This is a genomic window from Streptomyces yaizuensis, assembly GCF_034961445.1.
In the GTDB taxonomy this organism is placed as follows: Bacteria; Actinomycetota; Actinomycetes; order Streptomycetales; family Streptomycetaceae; genus Streptomyces; species Streptomyces yaizuensis.
Map to the genome: position 1 here is coordinate 456804 of NZ_BSBI01000005.1, position 24032 is coordinate 480835.

Annotated in this window: 24 protein-coding genes; 9 read left to right on the plus strand and 15 right to left on the minus strand. The window is 74.0% G+C overall.

The features are described from left to right. Nucleotides 1–195: 195 nt before the first annotated feature. From SYYSPA8_RS15635 to SYYSPA8_RS15650, 4 genes are all read right to left on the minus strand, one after another. Nucleotides 196–957, minus strand: coding sequence for an SDR family oxidoreductase (locus tag SYYSPA8_RS15635; RefSeq protein ID WP_323447764.1), 762 nt, complete (start codon nucleotides 955–957; stop codon nucleotides 196–198). 86 nt (nucleotides 958–1043) lie between these two features. Continuing rightward, nucleotides 1044–1805 (minus strand): 3-oxoacyl-ACP reductase FabG, encoded by a 762-nt coding sequence (fabG, locus tag SYYSPA8_RS15640; RefSeq protein WP_323447765.1) that lies wholly within the window; start codon nucleotides 1803–1805, stop codon nucleotides 1044–1046. 193 nt (nucleotides 1806–1998) lie between these two features. After that, nucleotides 1999–2382 carry a DUF3037 domain-containing protein gene (locus SYYSPA8_RS15645; protein WP_323447766.1) on the minus strand — a complete coding sequence of 128 codons (384 nt, stop codon included), beginning with the start codon at nucleotides 2380–2382 and terminating at the stop codon, nucleotides 1999–2001. Next, nucleotides 2379–3215, minus strand: a complete 837-nt coding sequence (locus SYYSPA8_RS15650; protein WP_323447767.1) for a HipA family kinase — start codon at nucleotides 3213–3215, stop codon at nucleotides 2379–2381. Before SYYSPA8_RS15650 ends, SYYSPA8_RS15645 begins: the two co-directional genes overlap by 4 nt. 171 nt (nucleotides 3216–3386) lie before the next feature. Between SYYSPA8_RS15650 and SYYSPA8_RS15655 the strand changes: the two genes are divergently transcribed. Together SYYSPA8_RS15655 and SYYSPA8_RS15660 are read left to right on the plus strand one after the other, a co-directional pair. Next, nucleotides 3387–5606 carry a S9 family peptidase gene (locus SYYSPA8_RS15655; protein WP_323447816.1) on the plus strand — a complete coding sequence of 740 codons (2220 nt, stop codon included), beginning with the start codon at nucleotides 3387–3389 and terminating at the stop codon, nucleotides 5604–5606. Nucleotides 5607–5701: 95 nt separating this feature from the next. Next, the gene (locus SYYSPA8_RS15660) at nucleotides 5702–6205 is read left to right on the plus strand and encodes a Rieske (2Fe-2S) protein (RefSeq protein WP_323447768.1); all 504 of its coding nucleotides are present in this window, start codon (nucleotides 5702–5704) and stop codon (nucleotides 6203–6205) included. 148 nt (nucleotides 6206–6353) lie between these two features. Here SYYSPA8_RS15660 and SYYSPA8_RS15665 read toward each other — a convergent pair whose 3' ends face one another. After that, nucleotides 6354–7163 (minus strand): cysteine hydrolase, encoded by an 810-nt coding sequence (locus tag SYYSPA8_RS15665; protein ID WP_323447769.1) that lies wholly within the window; start codon nucleotides 7161–7163, stop codon nucleotides 6354–6356. A gap of 119 nt (nucleotides 7164–7282) precedes the next feature. Between SYYSPA8_RS15665 and SYYSPA8_RS15670 the strand changes: the two genes are divergently transcribed. Further along, on the plus strand, nucleotides 7283–7750 hold the full coding sequence (locus SYYSPA8_RS15670) for a pyridoxamine 5'-phosphate oxidase family protein (protein ID WP_323447770.1): 468 nt from the start codon (nucleotides 7283–7285) through the stop codon (nucleotides 7748–7750). A 123-nt stretch (nucleotides 7751–7873) separates the two neighbouring features. On the opposite strand, the gene SYYSPA8_RS15675 is transcribed toward SYYSPA8_RS15670, so the two are convergent. Next, nucleotides 7874–8773, minus strand: coding sequence for a LysR family transcriptional regulator (locus SYYSPA8_RS15675; RefSeq protein WP_323447771.1), 900 nt, complete (start codon nucleotides 8771–8773; stop codon nucleotides 7874–7876). A 74-nt stretch (nucleotides 8774–8847) separates the two neighbouring features. Here SYYSPA8_RS15675 and SYYSPA8_RS15680 point away from each other — a divergent pair, with 74 nt between their 5' ends. Beyond that, nucleotides 8848–9933, plus strand: coding sequence for a DMT family transporter (locus SYYSPA8_RS15680; protein ID WP_323447772.1), 1086 nt, complete (start codon nucleotides 8848–8850; stop codon nucleotides 9931–9933). Between the two features lie 19 nt (nucleotides 9934–9952). On the opposite strand, the gene SYYSPA8_RS15685 is transcribed toward SYYSPA8_RS15680, so the two are convergent. After that, complete coding sequence (locus SYYSPA8_RS15685; protein WP_323447773.1) at nucleotides 9953–11284, minus strand: aminotransferase class I/II-fold pyridoxal phosphate-dependent enzyme; 1332 nt, start codon at nucleotides 11282–11284, stop codon at nucleotides 9953–9955. A 63-nt stretch (nucleotides 11285–11347) separates the two neighbouring features. Between SYYSPA8_RS15685 and SYYSPA8_RS15690 the strand changes: the two genes are divergently transcribed. Next, the gene (locus SYYSPA8_RS15690; RefSeq protein ID WP_323447774.1) at nucleotides 11348–12064 is read left to right on the plus strand and encodes a pyridoxamine 5'-phosphate oxidase family protein; all 717 of its coding nucleotides are present in this window, start codon (nucleotides 11348–11350) and stop codon (nucleotides 12062–12064) included. A 43-nt stretch (nucleotides 12065–12107) separates the two neighbouring features. Here the strand turns inward: SYYSPA8_RS15690 and SYYSPA8_RS15695 are convergent, their stop codons facing one another. The 3 genes from SYYSPA8_RS15695 to SYYSPA8_RS15705 form a co-directional block, all read right to left on the minus strand. After that, nucleotides 12108–13094 (minus strand): DMT family transporter, encoded by a 987-nt coding sequence (locus SYYSPA8_RS15695; RefSeq protein ID WP_323447775.1) that lies wholly within the window; start codon nucleotides 13092–13094, stop codon nucleotides 12108–12110. A 195-nt stretch (nucleotides 13095–13289) separates the two neighbouring features. Beyond that, complete coding sequence (locus SYYSPA8_RS15700) at nucleotides 13290–14390, minus strand: EamA family transporter (protein ID WP_323447776.1); 1101 nt, start codon at nucleotides 14388–14390, stop codon at nucleotides 13290–13292. Nucleotides 14391–14397: 7 nt separating this feature from the next. Then, nucleotides 14398–15012 carry a Clp protease N-terminal domain-containing protein gene (locus SYYSPA8_RS15705; protein ID WP_323447777.1) on the minus strand — a complete coding sequence of 205 codons (615 nt, stop codon included), beginning with the start codon at nucleotides 15010–15012 and terminating at the stop codon, nucleotides 14398–14400. A 329-nt stretch (nucleotides 15013–15341) separates the two neighbouring features. Here SYYSPA8_RS15705 and SYYSPA8_RS15710 point away from each other — a divergent pair, with 329 nt between their 5' ends. Then, nucleotides 15342–15782 carry a type II toxin-antitoxin system Rv0910 family toxin gene (locus SYYSPA8_RS15710; protein ID WP_323447778.1) on the plus strand — a complete coding sequence of 147 codons (441 nt, stop codon included), beginning with the start codon at nucleotides 15342–15344 and terminating at the stop codon, nucleotides 15780–15782. A gap of 100 nt (nucleotides 15783–15882) precedes the next feature. Here SYYSPA8_RS15710 and SYYSPA8_RS15715 read toward each other — a convergent pair whose 3' ends face one another. Together SYYSPA8_RS15715 and SYYSPA8_RS15720 are read right to left on the minus strand one after the other, a co-directional pair. Continuing rightward, nucleotides 15883–16503, minus strand: a complete 621-nt coding sequence (locus tag SYYSPA8_RS15715; RefSeq protein WP_323447779.1) for a PadR family transcriptional regulator — start codon at nucleotides 16501–16503, stop codon at nucleotides 15883–15885. Between the two features lie 388 nt (nucleotides 16504–16891). Then, nucleotides 16892–17767 (minus strand): phosphotransferase family protein, encoded by an 876-nt coding sequence (locus SYYSPA8_RS15720; protein ID WP_323447780.1) that lies wholly within the window; start codon nucleotides 17765–17767, stop codon nucleotides 16892–16894. A 311-nt stretch (nucleotides 17768–18078) separates the two neighbouring features. Between SYYSPA8_RS15720 and SYYSPA8_RS15725 the strand changes: the two genes are divergently transcribed. Further along, the gene (locus tag SYYSPA8_RS15725; protein ID WP_323447781.1) at nucleotides 18079–18561 is read left to right on the plus strand and encodes a hypothetical protein; all 483 of its coding nucleotides are present in this window, start codon (nucleotides 18079–18081) and stop codon (nucleotides 18559–18561) included. Nucleotides 18562–18568: 7 nt separating this feature from the next. Here the strand turns inward: SYYSPA8_RS15725 and SYYSPA8_RS15730 are convergent, their stop codons facing one another. Beyond that, a complete protein-coding gene (locus tag SYYSPA8_RS15730; RefSeq protein WP_323447782.1) occupies nucleotides 18569–19279 on the minus strand; it encodes an HAD family hydrolase in 711 nt (236 codons plus the stop codon). A 323-nt stretch (nucleotides 19280–19602) separates the two neighbouring features. Here SYYSPA8_RS15730 and SYYSPA8_RS15735 point away from each other — a divergent pair, with 323 nt between their 5' ends. Further along, nucleotides 19603–20427, plus strand: a complete 825-nt coding sequence (locus SYYSPA8_RS15735; protein ID WP_323447783.1) for a PhzF family phenazine biosynthesis protein — start codon at nucleotides 19603–19605, stop codon at nucleotides 20425–20427. Nucleotides 20428–20529: 102 nt separating this feature from the next. On the opposite strand, the gene SYYSPA8_RS15740 is transcribed toward SYYSPA8_RS15735, so the two are convergent. Continuing rightward, nucleotides 20530–21327 carry a CPBP family intramembrane glutamic endopeptidase gene (locus SYYSPA8_RS15740; RefSeq protein ID WP_323447784.1) on the minus strand — a complete coding sequence of 266 codons (798 nt, stop codon included), beginning with the start codon at nucleotides 21325–21327 and terminating at the stop codon, nucleotides 20530–20532. A gap of 95 nt (nucleotides 21328–21422) precedes the next feature. Further along, the gene (locus SYYSPA8_RS15745; protein WP_323447785.1) at nucleotides 21423–22937 is read right to left on the minus strand and encodes a glutamate--cysteine ligase; all 1515 of its coding nucleotides are present in this window, start codon (nucleotides 22935–22937) and stop codon (nucleotides 21423–21425) included. 501 nt (nucleotides 22938–23438) lie between these two features. Between SYYSPA8_RS15745 and SYYSPA8_RS15750 the strand changes: the two genes are divergently transcribed. Beyond that, nucleotides 23439–24029, plus strand: a complete 591-nt coding sequence (locus tag SYYSPA8_RS15750) for a hypothetical protein (protein WP_323447786.1) — start codon at nucleotides 23439–23441, stop codon at nucleotides 24027–24029. The last annotated feature ends 3 nt before the right edge of the window (nucleotides 24030–24032 follow it).

Below are 24032 nucleotides of genomic sequence, written 5' to 3' on the forward strand. Positions count from 1 at the left end.
CCCTGGTTCCACGGCAGTTGGGCTCCGGCGGGGCGGAGCGGTACGGCGGGGCCCGGCCGCCGCACCGCCGGGGCGCGGGCCCTCACCGCACTGCGTGACACGTACTCCGGAATACGGACGGGAACCGGACGGGAACCGCTCCGAGGAGGCGCCCCGCCACCCGCCCGCCCGGCCCCGTCAGTAGGCCCCGCCCCGTCAGTGCACTCCGGCCCGGAGGAAGAGCCCGCCGTCGACCACGAGGGTCTGGCCGGTGATCCAGTCCGCCTGCTCGGAGGTGAGGAAGGCGGCGGCACCGCCGATGTCCTCGGGCGCCCCCAGCCGCCCCAGCGGATATCCGGCGGCGGCCTCCTCCTCCCGGCCGTCCCAGAGCGCCTGCGCGAACCGGGTCTTGACCACGGCCGGCGCGATCGCGTTGACCCGTACCGCCGGCGCGAACTCGTGCGCGAGCTGGACGGTCAGATTGACCATGGCCGCCTTGCTCATGCCGTACGCGCCGATGAGGGGCGAGGGGGCGAGACCGGCGACGGAGGCGATGTTCACGATCGTCCCGCCGTGCTCGCGCTGCCAGGCCCGGTAGGTCTGCTGGGCGAAGCCGAGCGCCGAGATCACATTGGTCTCGAAGACCTTCCGCACGACCTGGAGGTCGAGTTCCGCCATCGGGCCGTAGACCGGATTGGTCCCGGCGTTGTTGACGAGGTGGTCGACGCGGCCGAAGGCGTCCATGGCGCGCTCCACCGCCCGCGCCTGGTGGGCCTCGTCATGGGCCTTGCCCGCCACGCCCACGGCCCGGCCCTCGCCGAGCCGGGCCACGGCCTCCTTCAGGGCGTCCTCGCCCCGGCCGGTGATGCACACCCGGTCGCCGCGCGCGACCAGCGCCTCGGCAACGGCGTAACCGATGCCCCGGCTCGCGCCCGTGACCAGCGCGACCCGTCCGCTGTCCGCCACTTCAGCCGTCATCTCTCCCGCTCCCTGTCATCCGTCCGTCCCGGAGCCCGGGAACGACCACCCGGCTTCGGGCCCCGGCGCACCGGGGCCCGGGGTCCTCAGTTGAGCGGCCCGCCGGCCACGTACAGCACCTGGCCCGAGACAAATCCGGCGTCGTCGCCGGTGAAGTAGGCGATGGCACCGGCGACGTCCTCGGGCCGGCCGACGCGCTGCACCGGGATCTGGGTGGCCGCCGCGGCCTGGAACTCCTCGAAGCCCATGCCGACCCGCTGTGCCGTCTGCGCGGTCATGTCGGTGACGATGAAGCCGGGGGCGACGGCGTTGGCGGTGATGCCGAACTTGCCCAGCTCCTTGGCGAGGGTCTTGGTGAAGCCCTGGAGCCCGGCCTTGACGGCGGCGTAGTTGGCCTGGCCCCGGTTGCCGAGGGCGGAGGACGACGACAGCGAGACGATCCGCCCGAAACCGGCGTCCACCATGTGCTTCTGACAGGCGCGCGCCATCAGGAAGGCACCCTTGAGGTGCACGTCCATCACGGTGTCCCAGTCGGACTCGCTCATCTTGAAGAGCAGGTTGTCGCGGAGCACGCCCGCGTTGTTGACCAGGACGACCGGCGGGCCCAGCTCGGCGGCGATCCGCTCGACGGCGGCCTCCACCCGGGCGCTGTCGGAGACGTCGCAGCCGACCGCGATCGCGGTGCCGCCGGCGGCGGTGATCCGCTCGACGGTGTCCTTGCAGGCCGCCTCGTCGAGGTCGAGTACGGCCACGACGCGGCCGTCGGCGGCCAGCCGTACGGCGGTCGCGGCACCAATGCCCCGCGCGGCCCCGGTCACGACGGCGACCCGCTGCTCGGTGGTGGACATGCTGTCTTCTCCTCGCCCTTGAGTGCGGCTCGCCGCCCGGCCCACGGCCGTCCCGGCAAGGTCCGCCGGGCGCCGATGCCGTACGGACGGGTGAGCGACCGCTTAGTACCTTCGGCAGACGAGACGCTAGAAGCAGCGGCACCCGGTGTCAACGGCCCACCGGGTGCGGCGCATCACCTCTCAGCGGATGTCCTCAGCGGACCAGCAGGTCCAGCAGCCGGTCCACCTCGGCCCCGGGGTCGGCGGTCAGCCCGGTGTGCACGGGCCCCGGCTGCACCACGGTGGAGCGGGGTGCGACCAGCCAGCGGAAGCGGCGTCCGGCGTCGTCCCCGGCGGCCTGTCCGGCCTCCGCTCCGCCGCAGCAGACGGACTCGACCGCGCGCAGGGCCGCCCGTACGCCCGTCGCATCGGCGTCCGGGTCGAGCGCCCTGAGCTTGCCCTCGTCCAGATGGGTCCGCGCGGCGACGAAGGAGTGGCCACGGCTGTAGACCACGACGCCGGCGTTGAAGCACTCACCGCGTTCGACCCGGGGGACGACCCGCAGCAGCGCGTACTCGAAGACATGGCGGTCGTTCACGCGCCCTCTCCCTTCGGGGCGGCGGGGGCCAGCCGGCCGGCCAGCCAGCCGGGCGCCTGCGACGGCCGGTCGGGCGTGGGCTCGCCCAGGACGATACGGGTGTGGATCGACGCGGCACGCGGCAGCAGGGCCTCCACATAGGCCCGGCGCAGCGCGTCGGGGTTCTCGAAGCCCGGCTCGTCCACCAGCCACGCGTCGGGGACGTCGGCGGCGACCTCGGTCAGCAGCTCCTCGGTGACCAGCGGGGCCAGCTCGGCCGCCGCCGAGGCGACATCGGGCCGGAAGCGGGCCAGGGCGTGGTCGGAGGCGTCGTACGGCTTGGCCGCGGACGCCGCGGCGGAGGGCCAGTTGTGGTGCCAGATCATGGTGGCGCCGTGGTCGATGAGCCACAGCTCGCCGTGCCACACGAGCATGTTCGGGTTCCGCCAGGAGCGGTCCACGTTGTTGATGAGCGCGTCGAACCAGATCACCCGCCCGGCCTCGGCGGGGCCGACCTCGTACGCCAGCGGGTCAAAGCCGAGCGCCCCGGGGAGGAAGTCCATGGCGAGATTGAGCCCGCCGCTGGCCTTCAGCAGCTCCTGGACCTCCTGGTCGGGCTCGCCGAGCCCGATGACGGGGTCGAGCTGGATGCCGGCCAGATCCGGGACGCGCAGCCCGATCCGGCGGCCCAGCTCGCCGCAGATGACTTCGGCGACGAGCGTCTTGCGGCCCTGCCCGGCCCCGGTGAACTTCATGACGTAGGTGCCCAGGTCGTCGGCCTCGACGATGCCCGGGAGCGAACCGCCCTCACGCAAGGGCGTGACATAGCGGGTCGCGGTGACTTCTGGGAGCATCGCCCCAGGCTATACGGGCATGACTGCCCGGTGATCCGCGGAAGGTCTCCGCGCCGGACGGCCGGAAGGCTCCGCCCGGCCGGACCGCCGCCCGTCGGCACGCGCGGAGCCCGGGGGGAAAACGGGTTGCGGTCCCGGGGCGAAAGGTGAGCACGATGCCCCGTGAGCGACATGAATCACGACGGCACGCCCGTCGATCCCGTTCGGTCCGATTCCTCCTCCTCCCCCTTTCCCTCCCCCTCCCGGGGCAGGGCCGCGGAGCCGTCCCCCGCCAGCCTCCGCGCGCCGGAGTTCCCCGGCCGGTTCGCCCGTACGCGGCGGTTCTCCCTGGGGATCCCCCGGCAGATCACCGTCTCCCCGGACGGCGACCGGATCCTCTTCCTGCGCGGCACCGGCGGCACCGACCCCGTCAGCAGGCTCTGGCTGTACTCCGGCGGGCGTGAGCGGATGCTCGCCGACCCGGTGGCCCTCGCGGTGGCCGAGGACGGCACACCGGACGAGGAACGGGCCCGCCGGGAGCGGGCCAGGGAAGCCTCCACGGGGGTGGTGGCGTACGCGACCGACGCGGCCGTCCGCCTGGCCGCGTTCGCCCTCGGCGGCAGGCTGTGGACGGTGGCCCCCCACGGTTCGGCGGCACCCCGCCCCCTCGCCACGGCGGGGCCGGTGACCGACCCCCGGCCCTCCCCGGACGGCCGCTGGATCGCGTACGTCACCGGTGGCGCGCTGCACGCCGTCCGGGCCGACGGCAGCGAGGACCGGGTGCTCGCCGCGCCGGAGGGCCCCGATGTGGTCTACGGGCTGGCGGAGTACGCCGCCGCCGAGTCCATGGGCCGGACCCGGGGCCACTGGTGGTCGCCCGCGAGCGACGCGCTGCTGGTGGCGCGCGTGGACACCGCGCCGGTGGGCCGCCGCTGGGTCGGCGACCCGGCCGATCCGGACACCCCGCCGCGCCCGGTGCCGTACCCGGCGGCCGGCACCGCGAACGCACGGGTCTCGCTGCATCTGCTGCGCCTGGACGGCGAACGGGTCGCGGTACGGCTGCCGGAGCACGCCCGGGCGGCCGTACATCCGCCGGGCGCCTGGACGGACACCGCGTTCGAGTACGTGACGGACGCGGGCTGGGACGGCCACGGGCCCCGGGCCCAGGTGCAGACCCGGGACCAGCGCACCGCCGTGCTGCTCGCGGTCGACCCGGCCGACGGGACGACCACGCCGGTGCACACCGAGCACGACCCGGCCTGGGTGGAGCTGGTGCCCGGCGTCCCGGGCCGCACCGCCGCCGGTACGCCGGTGACAGCGGTCGTCACCGATGACGGGCGGCGGGCGCTGCGCGTCGGGGACGCGATCGCGCCACCCGGGCAGCAGCTCCGCGAAGTGCTCGCCGTCGACGGCGAACGGGTCTGGTTCACCGCCCAGGAGGACCCGACCGAGGTGCATGTGTGGTGCCACTCCCCCGAGGCCGGGTTCGTCCGGGTGAGCGAGGGCCCCGGGGTGCACCACGTGTGGACGGGCGGCGGCACGACCGTCCTGGAGAGCTGGACGGAGTCGGGGCACCGCTTCACCGTGCGCCGGGAGGGCGCCCCGGAGAGCCGCATCCGGGTGACCGCCGAGGAGCCCGCGGTGGTACCGCGCCCCCAGCTGCTCACGCTCGGTGCCCGGGAACTCCGTTCGCATCTGTACCTCCCGTCCTGGTACGAGCCCGGGTCGGGGCCGCTGCCGGTGCTGCTGAACCCGTACGCGGGTCCGGGCATGCAGCTGGTGGTACGGGCGCGCACCTGGTGGGGGTGCGTGTCGCAGTGGTTCGCCGAGCAGGGGTTCGCGGTTCTGGTGACCGACGGCCGGGGCACCCCGGGGCGGGGCCCCGCGTGGGAGAAGGCCGTGCACGGCGACCGGCTGGCGCCCGCGCTGGAGGACCAGATCGACGCGCTGCACGCGGCGGCGGCCGACCATCCGTTCCTCGATCTGGGGGCGGTGGCGATCCGGGGCTGGTCGTTCGGCGGCTATCTCGCGGCGGGTGCGGTCCTGCACCACCCGGAGGTCTTCCACGCGGCGGTGGCCGGGGGCACGCCGACCGACCGCAGGCTGTACGACACCCACTGGGAGGAACGCTTCCTGGGCCATCCGGAGGTCTTTCCGGAGGCGTACCGCCGCAGTTCGCTGCTCCCGTACGCCGGCCGGCTCTCCCGGCCGCTGCTGCTGGTGCACGGGCTCGCCGACGACAACGTGTACGTCGCGCACACCCTGCGGCTGTCATCGGCGCTGCTCGCGGCGGGGCGGCAGCACTCCGTACTGCCGCTGGCCGGGGCGGGCCACCGGGTCACGCGCCAGGAGCAGGTGGCCGGGCTGCTCCGGTACGAAGTCGCTTTTCTGAAGAAATCCTTGAATTTTTGAGAACGTGAACGTTCGCGGCCCGGATCCCGTACAACATCACGAGCAACCGGCCGTTCACCGGCCGCACGGGACCGTGAACAAGAAGGAGCAGCCAGATGACCGGATCGAAGGGGACGCGCGGGAGCGTCGCACGCCGGACCGTCGTCACCGCGGTGGGAGCGGCCGGGCTCGGCGCCGCGCTCGTGGCCTGCGGCGGGTCCGACGACGACGGCGGCGCGGGCGACCCGCCGGCCACCGGCGCCGCGGATGGCTCGACCGGCGGGGACAGCGGCACCGACACCGAAACCGACACGGATGCCGGGTCCACCGGCGGGGGTGGCGCGGAGCTGGCCAAGGTCGCGGACATCCCCGAGGGCGGCGGGAGGATCGTCGGCGATCTGGTGATCACCCAGCCGCAGGCGGGCACGTTCAAGGCGTTCTCAAAGAAGTGCACCCACCAGGGGTGCGCGGTCAAGTCGGTCGCGGACAACGTCATCAACTGCCCCTGCCACAACAGCAACTTCGACGCCGCCGACGGCAGTGTGAAGAGCGGGCCCGCGACCGCTCCGCTGCCGGAGACCAAGATCACGGTGGAGGCGGGGGCGATCAGGCTGGCCTGATCGCCCTCCCCCGGTCTGATCGCCCTTCCCGGCGGCGCGGACTCCCCCGGCCGCCCGGACTCCCCCGGCCGTTCGGGCCGGCCTGCCGCTCAGGCCGGCCCGTCGCCCGGACCGGCCCGTCGCTCGGACCGGCCTGCCGCCGTCGCGGTCAGCCCGGTCCGCCGAAGACGCCGCCGCCGCTTCCGTCACCGCCCCCGGCGGAGGTGGCGGCGGCTCCGGGGGGCCGGTCCGCCGCCGCCCAGCAGGACAGGATCTCGTCGCTGGTGGCCACGGTCGCGACCAGGGCGAGGGTGTGCCGCAGCATCGCGCGGGTGTACGCGGCGGGCACCCCCGCGACGGCGTCGCCCGCCACCACCGCCGTGTAGCCGAGGTTGACCGCGTCGAAGACGGCGTTGGGGACGGCGACGTTGGCCGACACCCCGGCGACGACGAGGGTGCGGCAGCCGAGATGGCGCAGCAGCCCGTCGAGGCCGGTGCCGGCGAGGGGCGTCAGGCCGTGCAGCCGGCGTACGACGACGTCCCCGGCGGCCACCGGGATCGGCGGGGCGACACGGACGGCGTCCGTGCCCGGGTGCTGCTGGACGGGCAGGCGTTCGGCGGCCCGCAGGAGCGGGGCGTTGCGGCCGCTGCCGCGTCCGTCGGGCCGCCGTTCGGCGACCGCGTGCACGACCTGGACGCCGGCCGCGTGGGCGCCCCCGGTCAGCCGGGCGACTGCCGACAGCGCGCCGGAGGAGCGGGCTTCGGCGGCCAGTTCCGGGAGCGCGCTCCCGGGGCCGACGACGCCGCGCTGGCACTCGACGGTGAGGAGGACGGTGGTCGCGGGGTCGAGCCGCCGGGCGAGGCGCGCGAGGCGGTCCGCCCGTTCGCTCTCGTCCTGTGGGTGCCGGGTGCCGCTGCCGTCCCCGCGTTCCCCCTCGGCCGCCCGGCCGTCCGCCCGAGGCCCCGACCCGTCCCCCATGCCACTCCCTCCGCCCCGGGCCGCGGCGCCCCGTTGTGCTCCCGGGACCCGGCCCGCATGATGGCCGCAGCCTTGATCTGACTCTTCGTCAGTTCTACTGCTCGCGGGAGGAGACCGCCATGGCCGCCGCACAGCGCAGGGGCCGCCGGATCATGATGACCCCCGGTGAACTGGACACCTTCCTGACCACGGAGCGCACCTGCCGGGTGGCCACGGTCGCGGCCGACGGCCGACCGCACGTCGGCGCCCTCTGGTTCGCCTGGGACGGGACCTCGCTCTGGCTCTACTCGCTGGTGCGCAGCCGCCGCTGGGCCGGGCTGCGGCACGACCCCCGGATCGCGGTGGTGGTCGACTCCGGCGAGGAGTACGGGGAGCTGCGCGGCGCGGAGCTGTCCGGGACGGCGGTCCCCGTCGGCGAGGCCCCGCGCACCGGGGCCCCCTGCCCGGAGCTGGAGGCCCCGGAACGCCTCTTCGCCCGGAAGAACTTCGGCCTGGACGCGATGCCGCACGACGGCTGGCACGCCTGGCTCCGGCTCACCCCGGACGCGGTCGTCTCCTGGGACTTCCGCAAACTGGCGTCGCCCTGACCGGCCGCCGTACCTCCGCGACCCGGCGGCCGGTCACGCCGTACCGCCACGCACCGGCGCCCGGTCACCGCGTACCGATCGTGCTGCCCCGCCGTGCCTCCGCCGCCGCGCGCGGGCGGCCGGTCACGCCGCGCCCGCGGCACCCCGCAGCGCCGCGACCGTGGCCCGGAGGGAGGGCCGCCGCTCCGCGTCCGCGCGCCACACCGCGTACACGTGCCGCCGCATCCCGCTGCGGACGGGGACGACCGCGACACCCTCGGGCACCGGACCGCGTCCCAGGCGCGGCGCCACACAGACACCGAGCCCCGCGCCGATCAGCGCGAGCTGGGTGTGGTGCTCGGCCGCCAGATGGCCGATCCGGGGCTCGATGCCCTGCGACCGCAGGGTGAACATCAGCCAGTCGTGGCAGAACTCGCCCTCCGGCCAGGAGACCCACTCGTCGTCGGCGAACTCCGCCAGGTCCACCGCCTCGCGGCCGGCCAGCCGGTGCCCCGCCGGCATGGCCACGTCGGCCGCGTCGTCCAGCAGATGCGCCTGGGCGAGCCCGCCGGGCACGGGCAGCCGCCGGTTGCTCCAGTCGAGCACCACCGCGAGGTCGAGATCGCCCCGGATCACCTGCCGGACGCACTGCTCCGGCTCCAGCTCGCGGGTGCGGACCCGCAGATCGGGGTGGTCGGCGCGGAGCACGGCGAGGGTGGCCGGGAACAGCCCGCGCATGGCCGTCGGGAAGCCCCCGAGCCGGACCTCGCCGACCACCTGTCCGCTCTGGGCCTCGATGTCGGCCTGGGCCAGCTCCACCTGGGAGAGGATGCGGGCCGCGTGATCGGCGAGCAGCTGCCCCGCGTCGGTGAGCCGGACCCCCCGCCCATGCCTGGCCAGGAGCCGCTGGCCGACCTCGCGCTCCAGCTTGGCCAGCTGCTGGGAGACCGCCGATGTGGTGACGTGCAGCCCGTCGGCGGCCCCGCTGACGGAGCCGTGGCGGGCGAGTGCGTCCAGGGTCCGCAGGCGCTCCAGATTCAACATGTAAGCAATGCTAAGCAAAGACCCCAAGAAATTCTCGCTTGTGCTACCAGATCGCCGGGGCGATGGTGAAGCACATGACCTCAACCGCCGGGACAGCCTCCCGCTCCCCCGCCCCGCCGGTCCGCCGCCCCCGGCTGGACTGGCGGCTCCGCTTCGCGATCCTCTCGGTGGTGTGGGGGTTCAGCTTTCTGCTGATCAAGGTGGGTACGGAGGGGTTCGCGCCCTTCCAGGTGACCTTCGGACGGCTGTTCTTCGGTACGGCGGTGCTCGCCGTGGCGATGGCCGTGCGGCGCGACCGGCTCCCGCGCGGAGCGCGCGTCTGGGGCCATCTGACGGTGGCGGCGTTCCTGCTCAACGCGGTGCCGTTCTCGCTCTTCGCGTACGCGGAGCTGACCATCCCGTCCACGCTGGCGGGCATCTGCAACGCCACATCGCCGCTGTGGGGGATGGTGCTGTCGCTGGTGGCGCTCTCGGAGGACCGGCCCACCCGGCGCCGGGTGGCGGGGCTCGGCATCGGCTTCCTCGGGGTGCTGACGGTCCTCGGCGCCTGGGAGGGCTTCTCCGGGATCGACGCGCGCGGCACGGCGCTGGCCCTGCTCGCCTCGCTCTGCTATCCGATCGGCTGGATCTACGTCCGCCGGACGCTCGCGGGCCGTCCCGAGTCGCATCTCGCGCTGACCGGTTCGCAGTTGCTGCTCGCCACGGTCCAGCTGGCGGTGGTCACCGCGCTGGTGACGGAGGTTCCGTCGTCGTTCCCGGCGGTGCCGCTGCTCGCGGTGGTGGCCCTGGGCGCGCTGGGGACCGGGTTCGCGCTGCTGCTCCAGTACGGCCTGGTGGCGGAGGTCGGACCGACGACGGCGCAGATGGTCACGTACGCCATCCCGGTCGTGGCCACCGCGGCGGGCGTCGCCGTCCTCGGGGAGGAGCTGGGCTGGAACACCCCGGTGGGGGCGGCGATCGTCCTGGTGGGGGCGGCGCTCACCCAGAGCCGGGCCCGGGGCGGGGGCGGTGTGCGCGGTGGCGCGGTTCCCGGCGGCGGGGGCGCCCGGACGGCCGCCGCCCCGGAACCGGCGCCCCTCCCGGCGACGACGACGGCGGAAGCAGAGGCGGAGGCGGAGCCCACGGATCCGGGGCGGAAGGCCACGTGCGGCAGCGGCTGAGGGGCCGCGCCGCGCTCCCTCAGCCGTAGCTGCGGGCCGGCCCCGGCGCGAGGGCGCGCGCGACGGCGGCGGCCACCTCGGGCATCTCGCCCGCCGACAGCGCCGACACGGTGATCCGCACCCCGGGCGCGGCCGCCATCCGGAACCGCGCGCCCGGCGCCACCGCCCATCCCGCGTGCAGCAGCCGCGCCACCGCCCCGGTCTCGTCGGGCACCGGCACCCAGACATTCATCCCGCTGCGGCCGTGCGCCTCGATGCCGTGCCCGGCCAGCGCCCGTACGAGCGCGTCGCGCCGCTCCCCGTACGACCGGGCCACCGTGGCGGGGTCGACCGCGCCCGAGGCCCAGAGCCCGGCGACGGTCCGCTGGAGCAGCCGGCTGACCCAGCCGGGGCCGAGCCGCTGCCGCCCGGCGAGGCGGTCCAGGGTGAGCGGATCGCCGGTGACCACGGCGACGCGGAGGTCCGGTCCGTACGCCTTGGCGGTGGAGCGGACGAACGCCCAGTGGTCGGTGGTCCCGGCGAGGGAGTGCAGCGGCTGGTCGACGATCCCGTGCCCGTGGTCGTCCTCGATCAGCAGCGTGCGCGGCCGGCCGGCGAGGACGGTCCGCAGCTCGGCGGCGCGCGCTCCGCCGAGCACGGCCCCGGTCGGGTTCTGCGCCCGGTCGGTGACGATCAGCGCCCGCGCCCCGCCCGCGAGCGCGCGCTCCACCCCGGCGGCGGTGGGCCCGTCGTCGTCGACGGGAACCGGGACGGGGACGAGCCCGAGCGCCGGTACGAGATCGAGCAGGCTGCCCCAGCCGGGGTCCTCGACGGCGACGGCGTCCCCGGGCCGCAGATGGGCGGCGAGCACCCGCTCGATGGCGTCGAGCGAACCGGAGGCGGCGGCGACCGGCCCGGCGGGCACCCCGTCCGCGTCCAGCGCCGCGCGGGCGAGCCGGGCGAACTCCGCGTCCAGCGGGTCCTCCCCGTAGAGCCCGGGGCGGCCGTCGTACTCCGCGGCCACGGCCGCGAGGACGTCCCGGAGCGGGGGCAGCAGCGCCGGATCGGGGTTGCCCGCGCTCACGTCCCGTACGCCCGGCGGGGCTCCGACGCCGATCGAGCCGCGCGTGGTGCTCGCGGGCCGGTGCCGCACCCGGCTGCCCCTGCGGCCCGCCGTCTCGATGACGCCGCGCTCGCGCAGGGTGCGGTAGGCGGCGGCGACGGTGTTCGGGTTGACCCCGAGGAGCACCGCCAGCTCCCGCATCGGCGGCAGGGACGCGCCGGGCTCCAGCGCTCCGGAACCGACCGCGCACTCGACGCTGGCCGCGATCTCCGATGCGCGCCGACCTGTGATCCGATACTCTCCTAGCACAAAGCCAAGTATGCACTAGTGCAATAGAGGACGCAAATGCCGGAGATGCAGGAGGTACCGAAGATGCCGGAGATACAGGAGATGCCGGAGGCCCACGCCTACGAGCCGACCGGACGCACCGTGCCCACCCGCGCCAGGGAGCGTGCCGCGTACGACCGGGAGCTGGTGCACGCCATTCTCGACGACGGGTACCTCTGCCACATGGGATTCGTCCGGGACGGCGCCCCGGTGGTGCTGCCGACGCTCCACGCGCGGCTGGGCGAGCGGGTGTACGTGCACGGATCGACCGGTTCGCGCCCGCTGCGGGCGGCCGGCGGGACGGGCGGCGGAGGTGCGGGGGGTGACGGGGGCGCTTCGGAGCCCGGCCTTCCGGTCTGTCTGACGGTCACCCACGTCGACGGCCTGGTGCTGGCCCGTTCCGCCTTCCACCACTCCGTCAACTACCGCTCCGTGATGATCCACGGCATCGCACGCCCGGTCACCGACCCCGGCGAGAAGCGCGCCGCGCTCGACGCCCTGGTCGACGCGGTGGTGCCGGGCCGCTCCCGGGACACCCGCCCGCCCAACACCCGCGAGCTGGCGGCGACGGCGGTCCTGCGGCTGGAGCTGGCGGAGGTCTCGGCCAAGGTCCGCTCCGGCCCCGTGGTCGACGAGCCGGAGGACATGGACCTGCCGTACTGGGCGGGTGTCGTCCCGGTGACGACGGTACGGGGCGCCCCGCTCCCGGCCGACGACCTGGCGCCGGCGACCGGGATACCCGGCTATCTGACCGCGCGCTGAGCCCGCGCCCGGGGAGGGAGCGGGCCCGGCACGGGCGGGGTGCTCAGCCCTCCCCGGCCCGCCGCGCCGCCCCGTTCCCGGCGGCGCGGCCCACCGACGTCTCCGCCCACGCGAGCCCCGTGACCGCCGTCAGCAGCAGCGCGGTGCCCAGCAGGGTCGCGGCCGTCAGCCGCTCCCCCAGGAGGGTCACCGCGAGCACGGCGGCGCTCACCGGCTCCAGGAGCATCACCACCGAGACGGTGGCCGCGCGGACCCGGGCCGCCCCGGCGAAGTAGAGGACGTACGCCAGCGCGGTGGGCACGGCCGCCACGTACACCAGTAGCCCGATCACCATGGCCGGATCACCGGTGGCCGGGATCAGCCCCTCGGCCAGCGCCAGGGGCAGCAGCCCCAGCGCGCCGACGGCGAAGGCCCAGGCGGTGGTGGGCAGCGGGTCGGAGCCGCCGTCCCGGCCCAGCCACCGCGCCAGCAGGGTGATCGCGGCATAGCCGGACGCGGAGAGCAGCGCCAGGGCGATCCCGGCGGGCCGGACCTCTGCGCCCTCGCCGCCCAGTACCAGGACGGTGAGCCCGGCGAGCGCGCCGGTCACGGCGAGCAGACCGCCCGCGCCGAGCCGTTCGCCCATCGTCAGCCGCGCGCCCAGCGCGATCAGCAGGGGCCCCGCGCCCAGGGTGACGACCGTGGCGACGGCGAGGCCGGTGGCCTCGACGGCCGCGAAGTAGGCGCTCTGGAAGACGGTGAGCCCGATTCCGGTGCCCAGGACGCGGATCAGCCGGCGCCGCCGGGGCTCGGGGGCGGGCAGCGGCCGGGCGGCCCGGCGGGTGTGCCGTGCCCGTACCGCGAGCGCCGCAAGGAGCAGCAGCAGCCCGCCCGCGCAGCGCCAGAAGGAGAGGGCCAGGGGCCCGAGGTCGCTGTCGCGGAAGAGCAGGGAGGCGGCGGCGCCCGCCGTGCCCCAGGCCAGTCCGGCGACGATCAGACAGAACAGGCTGCGTCCGACGGAAGCGGCCGCACCGGCGGCAGGTTGGGACACAGCGGCAGCCACGGGCTGCGAGGAATTCGACACGTGTGGTCTCCGTGTGAGGAACGGGGAAGGTGGTCGCTCGGCTCCGGCGCGCGGGCAGCGACAACCTGCTCGGGGAGGACCCGAGCCCGGTCTTCGTCAGCGGAGGGCCGCCCGCGCTAAGCGGCGGGAGGCGGCAGAACGGTCGAATGCATGATCGTCACTCTAGGGTCCGGCGGGTCCGGCGGACAACTCCCCCTCGGCGGCGCGTTCGCCGTCGACGGCTGACGGCCCGTCGGCCGGGGAAGACACAGGCGCGGACGTGGGTACGGGCACGGATGTGGGTACGGGGGCGGGTACGGGGGCGGGCAGGCCGGAGGCGACCGGTCCGGGCGACGGGGCCCTGGGCGCCTGCGACTGGGCGATGAACGCCCCCATCAGGACGAGCCCACCGCCCAGGAGCTGCGGCAGCGAGAGGTGTTCGCCCAGGAGCACCCAGGCCAGCACGGTCGCGACCACCGCTTCCAGACAGGCGACGACCCCGGCGACCTGCGGCGACAGCGACCGTACGGAGATCACTCCGGTGATGTACGCGAGCACGGTGGCGATCAGCACCACCCAGCCGAGCAGCAGCGCGGCCTGCACGGCCGTCCCGGAGTCGCCCACGGTGACCTCCTGGGCGAGCAGCCCGAAGTCGAGGTTCCAGGGGCGGGCGATCACGGTCAGCACCAGGGAGCCGACGAGGAGCCCGTAGGCGATGACGCCCAGCGGATCGGCGGGCCCGGACCCGTCGGAGGCGTCGGAGCCGTGGTCGGAGAGGAGGAAGTAGCACGCCTGGCAGCAGGCGGCACCGAGGGCGAGCAGCAGGCCCAGCAGATCGAAGCGGAGCCCCGACCAGATCTCGACCACGCAGGCGAGGCCGGTGACGGCGAGCGCCACGCCGACGGCGGCGGCCCGGGTGACGGGCCGGCGCTGGACGAACCGGATCCAGCCGAGGACCAGGGCCGGGCCGAGGTACTCGACCAGCAGCGCGACCCCGACGGGGATGCGGGAGATGGAGGCGAAGTAGAAGGCCTGGACGCCGGCCACGGCGAGGACGCCGAAGCCGAGGAGCAGGACCGGGCGGCTGCGGAGGAGGTCCCGGTGGCGCCAGGCCAGCGGAAGCATCAGCAGCGCGGCCCCCGTGACCCGGAGCCAGACCATGTGCAACGGGTCGACGCCCGCTTCGATCAGCGGCTTGGCCGCGACTCCGGATCCGCCGAACGCAAGGGCGGAGACCAGGGCGATGCCCAGGCCCGTATTTCTTCCACTTGTTGTCTTCCCCACCGGCACATCATGGCAGGGACAAGTCAGGACTGTAACCCCTGAAGGTACTGTCGAACCCGGATTCCTCGACGGCTTCCGGAGCGCCGATCCCCCGGAGGTCGACCCCGGCGCGTCGCAGCACCTCGACCGCGCGGCAGCCGCCGTCGGCGGCGAGGGCGGCCAGCAGGTCAGAGCCGGAGGCACCGGGGGCGCCCCGCGCCTCGGCCCGCCCGGTGGCCACCGCCAGCGCGTCGGCGGCCGCAGGCGACCAGCCGGGCGCCGACTCCACCGGGGAACCCACGAGCGGAACAGGAACCGGACTCTCGACCGGAACAGCCGGAACAGCCGGAGCCGCCGGACCCGATGGGGCGCCGGAGACCTCGACCGTCGCCCGCCAGCGCGGCCCGTAGCCGATGCTGCGCTGGACGAGATAGCCGAGGACCCGGGCGGCCCGGGACCCCGGCCCGAGCGCGGCCCGCGCCTCGGGGTCCGCCTCGATCAGCGAATGCAGCAGATGGGCGGTGTCGATCTGCGGATCCCCGGCCCGCAGTGCCCGCCGCCGCGCGGCGGCCACCACCCGGGCCAGCCCGGCGGTGAACCCGGCGCCGGTGCCGGGGCCGGGGCCGAGTCCGGTACGGGTCACGCCGGGCCGCCCGGCCGGCCCGGGAACGGACCCGGCAACGGACCCGGGAACGGGCCCAGCGGCGGAGGCGAATGCGGAGGCGGGAACGGAACTCGGAGCAGGGTTCGCGGCGGGGATCTGCACCCTCCCACCCCATCAGAGTGAAGTGCCCGATCCATCCGCATGAAGTCCTGTCCGCCCGTCCCGCGCAGGGTGTGCCCCGGGCCCGGCCGCTCCTCCTCAAGGAGGACCCCGGCGGGTCACCGGCCTTGAGTTCTCCGGCGCCCGCCGCTACCTTCCGCGCACCGAGTTCCCGAATTCCCGGGTTCAGGATGGCGAGGGGTGGTCGTATGGCCGAAGTCAGCGCGGAGGCCCGGATCGCCGCACCCGCGGCGAAGGTCTGGGCCCAGCTCGTGGATCTCGGCGGCCAGGCCCGCTGGAACGCCACCCACACCGGCTTCCCCGAGGACGACGGGCCGACCACCCTGGGACCGGGCGCGCGCTACCGCGAGAACCTGCGGCTCATGGGCTTCCCCGCCGAGGTGACCTGGCAGGTGGACGAGTTCGAGACGGGCCGGCTCCTCGGCGTCCACGGCGAAGGGCCGATGGGCGTCCGGCTGGGCAGCCGCTATCTCCTCACGCCGGACGGGGAGGCGACCCTGGTCCGGATCGAGGGCGAGTTCACCGGCGCGGCCGTCTCCCTGATGGCCGGCAGGATCCGGGAGTCGGCGACGGAAGCGCTCCAGGAGTCCCTGCGCCGACTGGCGGAACTGCCCGGCCTGAACCCCTGAGCCCCTGGCCGCCTGACCGGACACGACTCCGGTTCCAGTTCCGGTTCCGGTTCCGGTACGGGCGTACCGGAACCGGAATCGGAGTCGCGCGTACCCCCGCTCAGTCCTCGTCGGCGAGGATCAGATAGAGCTTCTTCCGCGCGTCGTTGATGACATCGAGGGCCTTGGTGCGCTGCTCGGCACTGCCGGTCTTCCAGACCTGGCCGAACGCCTCCATGAGCCCCCAGCCGGCCTGCCGGATCTCGTTGACCGTGTCCCAGTCGACCCCGCGCCCCGCCTCCTCCCACGGCGCGTCCGGGCCGCCGTCGGCCTCCTCGCGCCCGGCGTCCGTGAGCGTGAACAGGCGCTTGCCGCCCTCGCTCGCGCTGGCGATCAGCCCCTCGTCCTCCAGCAGCTGGAGCGTGGGGTAGACCGAACCGGGGCTGGGCTTCCAGGCCCCGCCGCTGCGCTCGCCGATCTCCTGGATCATCTCGTACCCGTGCATCGGGCGGTCCTTCAGCAGCGCGAGGATCGAGGCACGCACATCACCGCGCCGCGCCCGTCCCCGGCCACCGCCCCGCCCCCGGCCGCCCCCGAAGGGGCCACCGCCGAACGGACCCCCGCCGAAGGGCGGACCGAACTGCCCGAAGGCACCCCGGCGCCCCTCGAAGCCGCCCCGGCCCCGATGTCCGGGCCCGCACTGCCCGCGCCCCGGCTCCTGGCCGAATCCCTGCGTATTCATCACGACACTCCTTCCATCGTTGAGCTTGATCTGTCGCGATACCTCAACGATATATCGGAATAGCTCGCCCGACAATCCCCGGCGCACGTCGACCGTCGCAGGCCGCTGGGGCGTGATCGCGGGGTACGTGGTTCGAGGGCGACCACCCGGTATACGAGTCCCGGTGGGCGAGGAGCGGGACGTCCGCGTGGACGGGCACGCCGGAGCCACTGCCGTTGCGGTCGGGAGCCGGGCCGCTGAGCCGACTGCCGCTGGTCAGCAGGCCTCCGCCAGTACGGTCGCCGACCGGCGGGGCAGCCGGCGCGAACGCGGCGCGCCGCCGGCCCGCACGGGGTCGCTGCGACGACAGTCCCGTCGCTTCGGTGATTCCTCCAGACCGTCCAGGCCGTCAGGACCCGTCAGGACCGTCCAGCCGCCTGACGACCGCGTCGAGTGTCGGCCACGGAGGACCCTCGCGCAGCAGGCGCAGGAACTCCTCTCCGAACCGCCTCCCGTTCGGCAACTGGTCGCCACGTTCCCAGCGCCAGGCCGCGACCATCGCGAGAACGAGCTGCCGGCACTCGTCCAGCAGCCCTTGGTCGACGTTCGGATAGTGCTCGCAGACCGCCTCGGTGACATGGGCGAGATCGAACTCGACAGGTCCACGGCAACAGGTCTCAAGGTCGATGAACAACGGGCCGTTCCTCGTGCCGAGCACATTGCCGGGATGCGGCTCGCCGTGGAGCAGCTGCTCCACGGCGCCGCGCTCCTCGATCGACCGTCGCAGGCTTCCCAGTCTGCCGCCGAGGAACGCGCGGTCCGCGTCGGTGAGCTCCGGCGAGAGACGCGGGTCGGCCACGACGGCCTGCGCCTCCGCGACCCGATCCGTGAACCGCGGGCTCGGCACGTCGACCTCGCGCATGCCGGCGTGCAGTCGCTCCAGCGCGTTGGCGTAGTCGACGGGTGAGGTGCGAGGTGTCACGGATTCGTAGGAGGTCCACAGCGTCACCGTGAAACCGTCGCGCGTGTACACCAGGGGGTCCACCCGAGGTTCCAGGAGGCCCGTCGGGCATCCGGCCCGGGCAAGCAGCTGAGCGAGCCGGACCTCGAACTGTGCGGCCCCGTGCCCGGCGGGGGCGACCCGGGCCAGGACGTCGCACGGCGTCAGCCGCAGCGCGATCCTGTTCGAGTTGTGGAGGACGACGGCGTCGTCGGCGGGCAGGTCGAGCGATGCGGCGACCGACGTCGCGGCCGCGATCGCGCGCGTGATCTCGGTCGGGTCCACCCTCGGATCCTGGCAGGACGAGCGACGGCGGTGCCACCTATTACGGCTCGATGGGCGCCCGGCAGGCCCCCGCCAACCGGCGGAGACTTCCGGACCGGTCCGGCATGGCGTCCTGCCGGGGCGCGGCGGGCTCGGATGCTGATGGTCCCCGACCCCCACCCCGCAGGAGCGGCCATGGACGAGCCCAGCCCTCACCGAGCCGGGGGATCGGCACCCCAGGACACGAACCGGGACACATCCGGTCAGCCGGGGGTCATCGGGATCGCACTCGCCGCCGTGCTGACGGCCGCACTCGCACAGGGTTCCTGGCAGTGGTTCTCCACCTACATCGGGGTGACACTGCTCGCCTGGTCCTCCTCTTCTACCGGCTGCCGGCCTGGACGCCCGGCCCCGTATCCGCGTACACGCGGAATCTGGCCGCGTACGCGATGGTCGTCGGCCTGTGCGTGGCGATCACGCTGGCCCCCGCGATGCAGCGCTGGGCGTGGCTGTTCCCGATGCCGGGCACCCGTGACGGGTGCCCGGAGCTGGGCGCGTACGAGGCCGTCCGGACGGAGGCCGCGCTGGCGGACCTGGCCGGTCGCGACCGTACCGCCCTGGCCCGTGCGCAGGAGGTCCACAGCGACGAGGCCGTCGCCGACTGCCTGTCGGCCACGACGACCCGGTGGCTGCCGGTGTACGGGGCCGGGGCGGCCGTGCTGGTGGGTCTGGGCACGTGGTCCATCGGCCGGGCCCGGTCGCGGAGGGAATCCGCCGCGACCGACCGTGGCGGCGCCGGCGGCGGGCACATGTGAAGGTTCGTCAGCGCGGCAGGGCCCGGTCCCAGACCGTGCCGAGGGCGGCCTCCGCGTCCACCGCGCGGATCAGTGCCTCGTCGATCGCCTCCGGCGCGTCCACCAGATGCCGCACCCCCGCCTCGGTCATGAGCTGCCGCTGGAAGCCGTGGACGAACCCGCTGGGTTGGCCGATGAACGGGGCGCCGAGCCCCCGGGCGGCCTCGGCGACCAGCGCCACGTCGTCGACGAAGAGCGCCTCGCCGTGCTCCAGGCCGAAGTGGTCGACGGTGATTTCCCGCAGACCTGGCCGGAAGTCGTCGGTGCACACATAGCGCGGACCGTCGAAGAGGTGGGCCCACTCCCCGAGGAAGCGGTCGAAGTGCGCGGCGGGCAGCCCCCCGTAGCAGACCGTCCGCAGACCGAGCGCGCGCAGCCGCCGTACGAGATCGACGGCGCCGTCCAGGATCCGTACCGGGTGGTCCGTGAGATAGGCGTCGCGTTCGGTGAAGTACGCGGCCAGGGCCTCGTCGCCGGTGAGGGACTGCGGTACGGCGGCGGCCAGGTTCCGCCCGGCGATGCGCCGGGGCCGGGAGAAGATCGAGCGTTCCGTCTCCGCCGTGTAGGAGCCTCCCCGGCGGACGACGAAGTCATGGATCACCGGGCTGAAGGTGTCGTTCAGCAGCACGCCGTCGATGTTGAGGGCGGCCAGCCGGAGCCGGTCGAGGGTACGGGACACGGGGGTCCTCCCGGGGACGGTCCCGCGACCGCGCGGAGGGGGCGACCTCCGCGACCCGGTGGCGGGACGGATCGGTCATGGCGACGAACGGCCCGGCCGGCATCCGGACGACCGGGCCTGGAACGGAGAACAGAGAACGGGGAACGGGGAACGGGGCACACAGAACAGGGAACGGGGAACGCGGCGGACGCCCCAGCAGCACCAGGCACCACAGCCACCACCACTCCCCCGGTCCCTTTCCCCCACGGCCGTGCCCGGAACCGGGTCCAGTTCCCCGGAATTGGCCTTGGGCCGCGACCGCCCCCACTGGCTACCGTCTGCCCATGCGGATCAGAATCGTCGACGCCTTCACCGACACCCCCTTCACCGGCAACCCGGCGGGGGTCCTCCTCCTGCCCGACGTCGGCTCCTTCCCGGACGCCGGCCGGCTCCAGCGGGTCGCCGCCGAGGTGAACCTCTCCGAGACCGCCTTCGCCCATCCGCTGCCGCCCGGCGGCGCCGCCGACTGGGCGCTGCGCTGGTTCACCCCCACCACCGAGGTCGACCTCTGCGGGCACGCCACCCTCGCCACCGCGCACGTCCTGCGCGAGACCGGCGCCGCCACCGGAACGGTCCGCTTCGCGACCCGCTCGGGCGTCCTCGGCACCACCGCCCACGACGACGGCGCGATCACCCTGGACTTCCCGACCTCCCCGCTGACGCCGGTCGCGGTCCCCGACCGGCTGGCCGAGGCACTGGGCGCCCCGGTGCTCTCGGTCCACGACACCGGCCCGCACATCGGCGACCTGCTCGTGGAGCTGACGGACGAACGGACCGTCCGCGACCTCGCCCCCGACGTGCGTTCCCTGGCGCACCACTCCACGCGGGGCGTCATCGTCACCGCCGCCGCCGAGCGGCCGGACCTCCCGTACGACTTCGTCTCACGCGGCTTCTTCCCGCGCGTGGGCATCGACGAGGACCCGGTGACGGGCAGCGCCCACACCGCTCTGGCGCCCTACTGGTCGGCCCGCCTCGGCCGGGACGACCTGACCGGGCTCCAGGCGTCGGCCCGCTCCGGTCTGGTCCGCACCGAGCTGCGCGGCGATCGGACCCTGCTCACCGGCCGGGCGGTCACCGTCATCGACGGCACGCTGCTGACCGGCCTCTGACCATCCACCGGGCGCGTTCGAGCCATCTGGCCCGTTCGAGCCGTTGGCCCGCTCAGGCCGCCGGCCGGTTCAAGCCGTTGGCCCGTTCCGGCCGTTGCCCGCTCAGGCCGTGGGCAGCCAGCCCACCTTCCCCGCCAGCAGCGCGTACCCGATGAAGGCCACGATGTCGAGCAGGGCGTGGGCCACCACCAGTGGCCCGACCCGCCCCCACCGCCGGTAGAGAACGACGAAGACCGCGCCCATGACCATGTTCCCGATGAAGCCGCCGATGCCCTGGTAGAGGTGGTACGAGCCGCGCAGCACGGAGCTGGTCACCAGGGACGCGGTCGGGGTCCACCCCAGCTGGTCGAGTCTGCGGAGCAGATACCCGACCACGATCACCTCCTCGACCACGGAGTTCTGGATCGCGGAGAGGATCAGGACGGGGAACTTCCACCACACCTCGGGCAGCGACTCGGGCACCACCGTCAGATTGAAGCCACTGGCCTGCGCGATCAGATAGAAGGCGAGCCCTGCGCTGCCGATGCCCGCCGCGACGAGCGTGCCGCGCCCCAGGTCGGGCCAGGGCCGGCGGCGGTCGAAGCCCACCGCGCGCAGCCCGCCGGCGCCCTCGCGGAGCAGCAGATGCGCGACGAGGGCGACGGGCACCAGCGCCGTGGTGATGCCGAAGAGCTGCCAGGCGAGATCCAGCCACGGCCGGCCGGGGGCGGCGGATCCGTTGAGTTTCGCCGCCTGCTCGCCGAGCCCGCCCGGCCTGGTCAGCGCGCCGACAAAGCTGATCAGGGAGGCCACGGCGCTCGCGCCCAGCGACAGCGCGAGCACCAGCAGCAGTTCGGACCGCAGCACCCGGGGCGTCAGCTCCTCCCGGGGAAGAGCGTCGGCCACTCGTCCGGCCTCCATCCGCACCCTGCCTCCTGTGATTCGGTCCCGCCCCGGTCCGCGCGCCGGCGGCCGGGGACGATCGCCATCCTAGGAGGACGGACCGCTCAGGCGGGTCAGGCCCCCGATCTGCCGGGGAAGCCGACCGGCCAGGTGTGCACGGGCTCGCCCTGGAGCATCAGTTCGCGATAGCGCCGGGTCATGGCGGCGAGCGCCGCCTCGCGGCCGAGTCCGGCCTCCCGCGCCCGGTGGAAGGTCTCGGCCTGCCAGGCGGCCCCGTTCATCCGCCGCCGGCACCGCGCCTCGATCACCCCGAGGTAGCGGTCCCGGTCGGCGGGCGCCACCTGCCAGGCGTCGAGTCCGGCCGCCGCGAGCGGGAGCAGTTCGTCGCGTACGAGCTTCACGGCGGGTACGCGGGTGGTCCCGCCGGCCCGCCCCGGCCGGGGCCAGATCAGCTCGGCGTCGATGCCGTGGCGGCACGCGGTGTCAAAGTTCTCCTCGGCGGTGCGGAAGGGGAGCCGGCTCCACACGGGGCGCGGCTCGTCGGCGAGCGCCCGCACCAGCCCGTAGAAGAAGGCCGCGTTGGCGATGACATCGGTGACCGTGGGACCGGCGGGCAGGACCCGGTTCTCCACCCGCAGATGGGGCACGCCGTCGGCGACCGAGTAGACGGGCCGGTTCCAGCGGTAGATCGTGCCGTTGTGCAGGATGAGTTCCCGCAGCTCAGGGATGGCTCCCTCGTCGATGACGCGCTCGGGGTCCTCGTCGGAGCAGATCGGCAGCAGGGCGGGGAAGTACCGCAGGTTCTCCTCGAAGAGTTCGTACGGGGAGTCGATCCACCGCTCGCCGAACCAGGTGCGGGGCCGCACGCCCTGGGCCTGCAACTCGGGCGGCCGGGTGTCCGTGGCCTGCTGGAACAGCGGCGGCCGCGACTCGCGCCACAGCTCCTTGCCGAAGAGGAAGGGGGCGTTGGCGCCGACCGCGATCTGTACGGCGGCCACGGCCTGCGCGGCGTTCCACACATCGGCGAAGCGGGCGGGGGTCACCTGGAGGTGGAGCTGCACCGAGGTGCAGGCCGCTTCGGGCGCTATCGATGCCGAGGTGCAGGTCAGCCGCTCGACTCCGGCGATATCGAGGGAGAATGCCTCGCCGCGCGCGGTGAGGATCTCATCGTTGAGTACGGTGTAGCGGTCGACGTCGGAGAGGTTCCCATGGACGAGATCGTCCTGGGTGAGGGTGGGCAGAATACCGATCATCATGATCCCGGCGCCGACCTCGTTCGCTTTCCGGTCGGCATATCCGAGGCCTGCCCGCAACTCCTCGGCCAGCTGGTCGAGAACACGGCCGCCGAGCCGGTGCGGGACAATGTTCACCTCCAGGTTGAACATCCCCAGCTCGGTTTGGAAATCGTTGCTGGCGATTCGTTCGAGCACTTCCGCATTCATCATCCTGGGCAGGCCGTCCGCTCCAGCGAGATTCAACTCGATCTCCAGTCCCAGCAGATTCCTGGGCCGGTCGAACCTCTTCTCGTCCAGCAGTCGCCCCAGCGCCGTCAGGCACTGGCGCAGCTTTCCCCGGTAGCGCTGGCGATCGGCGAGTGCAAAGCCTCCTGCCACGTCCTTATCCCCCATCGAAGCGTCCCTCCTCGACTGGGCACCGCGCGGCATCGGTCGCTCGCGTCACGGACGATAATGCCCAGCCTGACTGATCGATAACGCCCCGGTGGCGGCCGACAACCGGTAGGGTGTCCGAAGTGATGGTCCGCACATCCCGCGGCAGGGGGGAGATCGACCCAGGCCGGGTTCAGTGCACAGCTACTTCTGCCCACCGGATGGTGAGAAACACCGACGACTTTCGGCCTACCAGTTGCCGGGTAAATGCCCTGGCCGGGAAGGATAATCCCAGGGAAACCCGGTGGATCCGCTACGCCCGAAAGTCCTGATACACCCTTGTGGGCAATATGTCACGACGCTAGTGGAATCACTGTGAGAACACGCGTCGTATAAACTCGGTACAGAAGGCAGATAGTTGGCGCCCAGTGGCCCCTTCGGCCTCTCTGGCCCCGCACGCTGACAGCGCCGTCCGCACCCACCCTGCCTCACCGTGTCTCCCCTAGTGAGAGGCGTCCCACCATGCCGCTGCACGTCCTCCCGGCCCCTGCTCCCGCACTCCGCAGCGTTCTCACGGCACTCGGTTCCCCGACCGCCGTCCGTGAGGACCGTACTCCCGCGCTCCGCTCCGCCCAGGGGCCCATCAGCCCCGAGTCGCCGCTGCCCGTCCACGTCCTCGACCAGATCGTTCCGACGTCCACCACCCGCCCGTGCACCCGGCTCACGGGCTGGCGCTTCCTGATCCGTGGCGGCGACCGTTACGTCGCCGCGGCCGAGACCGTCCTCACCGCGGACGGATCCGCCTTCTCCCACTTCTTCGAGGGGCCCTACCTCACCTCCACCGAACGGGCGCTGCGGCAGGCGGAGGCGATGGCGACTCCGTACCAGCCCCGGCTGCTCTCCATCCCCGAGCTGTACATGCTGACCCTCTGGCTGCACGCGGACACCGACGCCGACGCCGGCTCCGGCGTCCCGCTGCCCACCGACGTCCTGATCCCGCTCGCTCCCGCGCCGCCGGGCATCGCCGCCCACCGGCCGCACCGGCTCGCCGACCTGCTGCCGCTGATGACGCTCCGGATCGCCCCCGGGCCGTTGCTCGGCACACCGGCCTGACCG

Excerpts from the sequence above, each read along its gene's own strand:
- SYYSPA8_RS15635 (WP_323447764.1), bottom strand. The coding sequence starts at position 957 with ATGACGGCTGAAGTGGCGGACAGCGGACGGGTCGCGCTGGTCACGGGC.
- fabG (WP_323447765.1), bottom strand. The coding sequence starts at position 1,805 with ATGTCCACCACCGAGCAGCGGGTCGCCGTCGTGACCGGGGCCGCGCGG.
- SYYSPA8_RS15650 (WP_323447767.1), bottom strand. The coding sequence starts at position 3,215 with ATGCTCCCAGAAGTCACCGCGACCCGCTATGTCACGCCCTTGCGTGAG.
- SYYSPA8_RS15655 (WP_323447816.1), top strand. The coding sequence starts at position 3,387 with ATGAATCACGACGGCACGCCCGTCGATCCCGTTCGGTCCGATTCCTCC.
- SYYSPA8_RS15660 (WP_323447768.1), top strand. The coding sequence starts at position 5,702 with ATGACCGGATCGAAGGGGACGCGCGGGAGCGTCGCACGCCGGACCGTC.
- SYYSPA8_RS15665 (WP_323447769.1), bottom strand. The coding sequence starts at position 7,163 with ATGGGGGACGGGTCGGGGCCTCGGGCGGACGGCCGGGCGGCCGAGGGG.
- SYYSPA8_RS15670 (WP_323447770.1), top strand. The coding sequence starts at position 7,283 with ATGGCCGCCGCACAGCGCAGGGGCCGCCGGATCATGATGACCCCCGGT.
- SYYSPA8_RS15675 (WP_323447771.1), bottom strand. The coding sequence starts at position 8,773 with ATGTTGAATCTGGAGCGCCTGCGGACCCTGGACGCACTCGCCCGCCAC.
- SYYSPA8_RS15680 (WP_323447772.1), top strand. The coding sequence starts at position 8,848 with ATGACCTCAACCGCCGGGACAGCCTCCCGCTCCCCCGCCCCGCCGGTC.
- SYYSPA8_RS15690 (WP_323447774.1), top strand. The coding sequence starts at position 11,348 with ATGCCGGAGATACAGGAGATGCCGGAGGCCCACGCCTACGAGCCGACC.
- SYYSPA8_RS15710 (WP_323447778.1), top strand. The coding sequence starts at position 15,342 with ATGGCCGAAGTCAGCGCGGAGGCCCGGATCGCCGCACCCGCGGCGAAG.
- SYYSPA8_RS15715 (WP_323447779.1), bottom strand. The coding sequence starts at position 16,503 with ATGAATACGCAGGGATTCGGCCAGGAGCCGGGGCGCGGGCAGTGCGGG.
- SYYSPA8_RS15735 (WP_323447783.1), top strand. The coding sequence starts at position 19,603 with ATGCGGATCAGAATCGTCGACGCCTTCACCGACACCCCCTTCACCGGC.
- SYYSPA8_RS15740 (WP_323447784.1), bottom strand. The coding sequence starts at position 21,327 with ATGGAGGCCGGACGAGTGGCCGACGCTCTTCCCCGGGAGGAGCTGACG.
- SYYSPA8_RS15745 (WP_323447785.1), bottom strand. The coding sequence starts at position 22,937 with ATGGGGGATAAGGACGTGGCAGGAGGCTTTGCACTCGCCGATCGCCAG.
- SYYSPA8_RS15750 (WP_323447786.1), top strand. The coding sequence starts at position 23,439 with ATGCCGCTGCACGTCCTCCCGGCCCCTGCTCCCGCACTCCGCAGCGTT.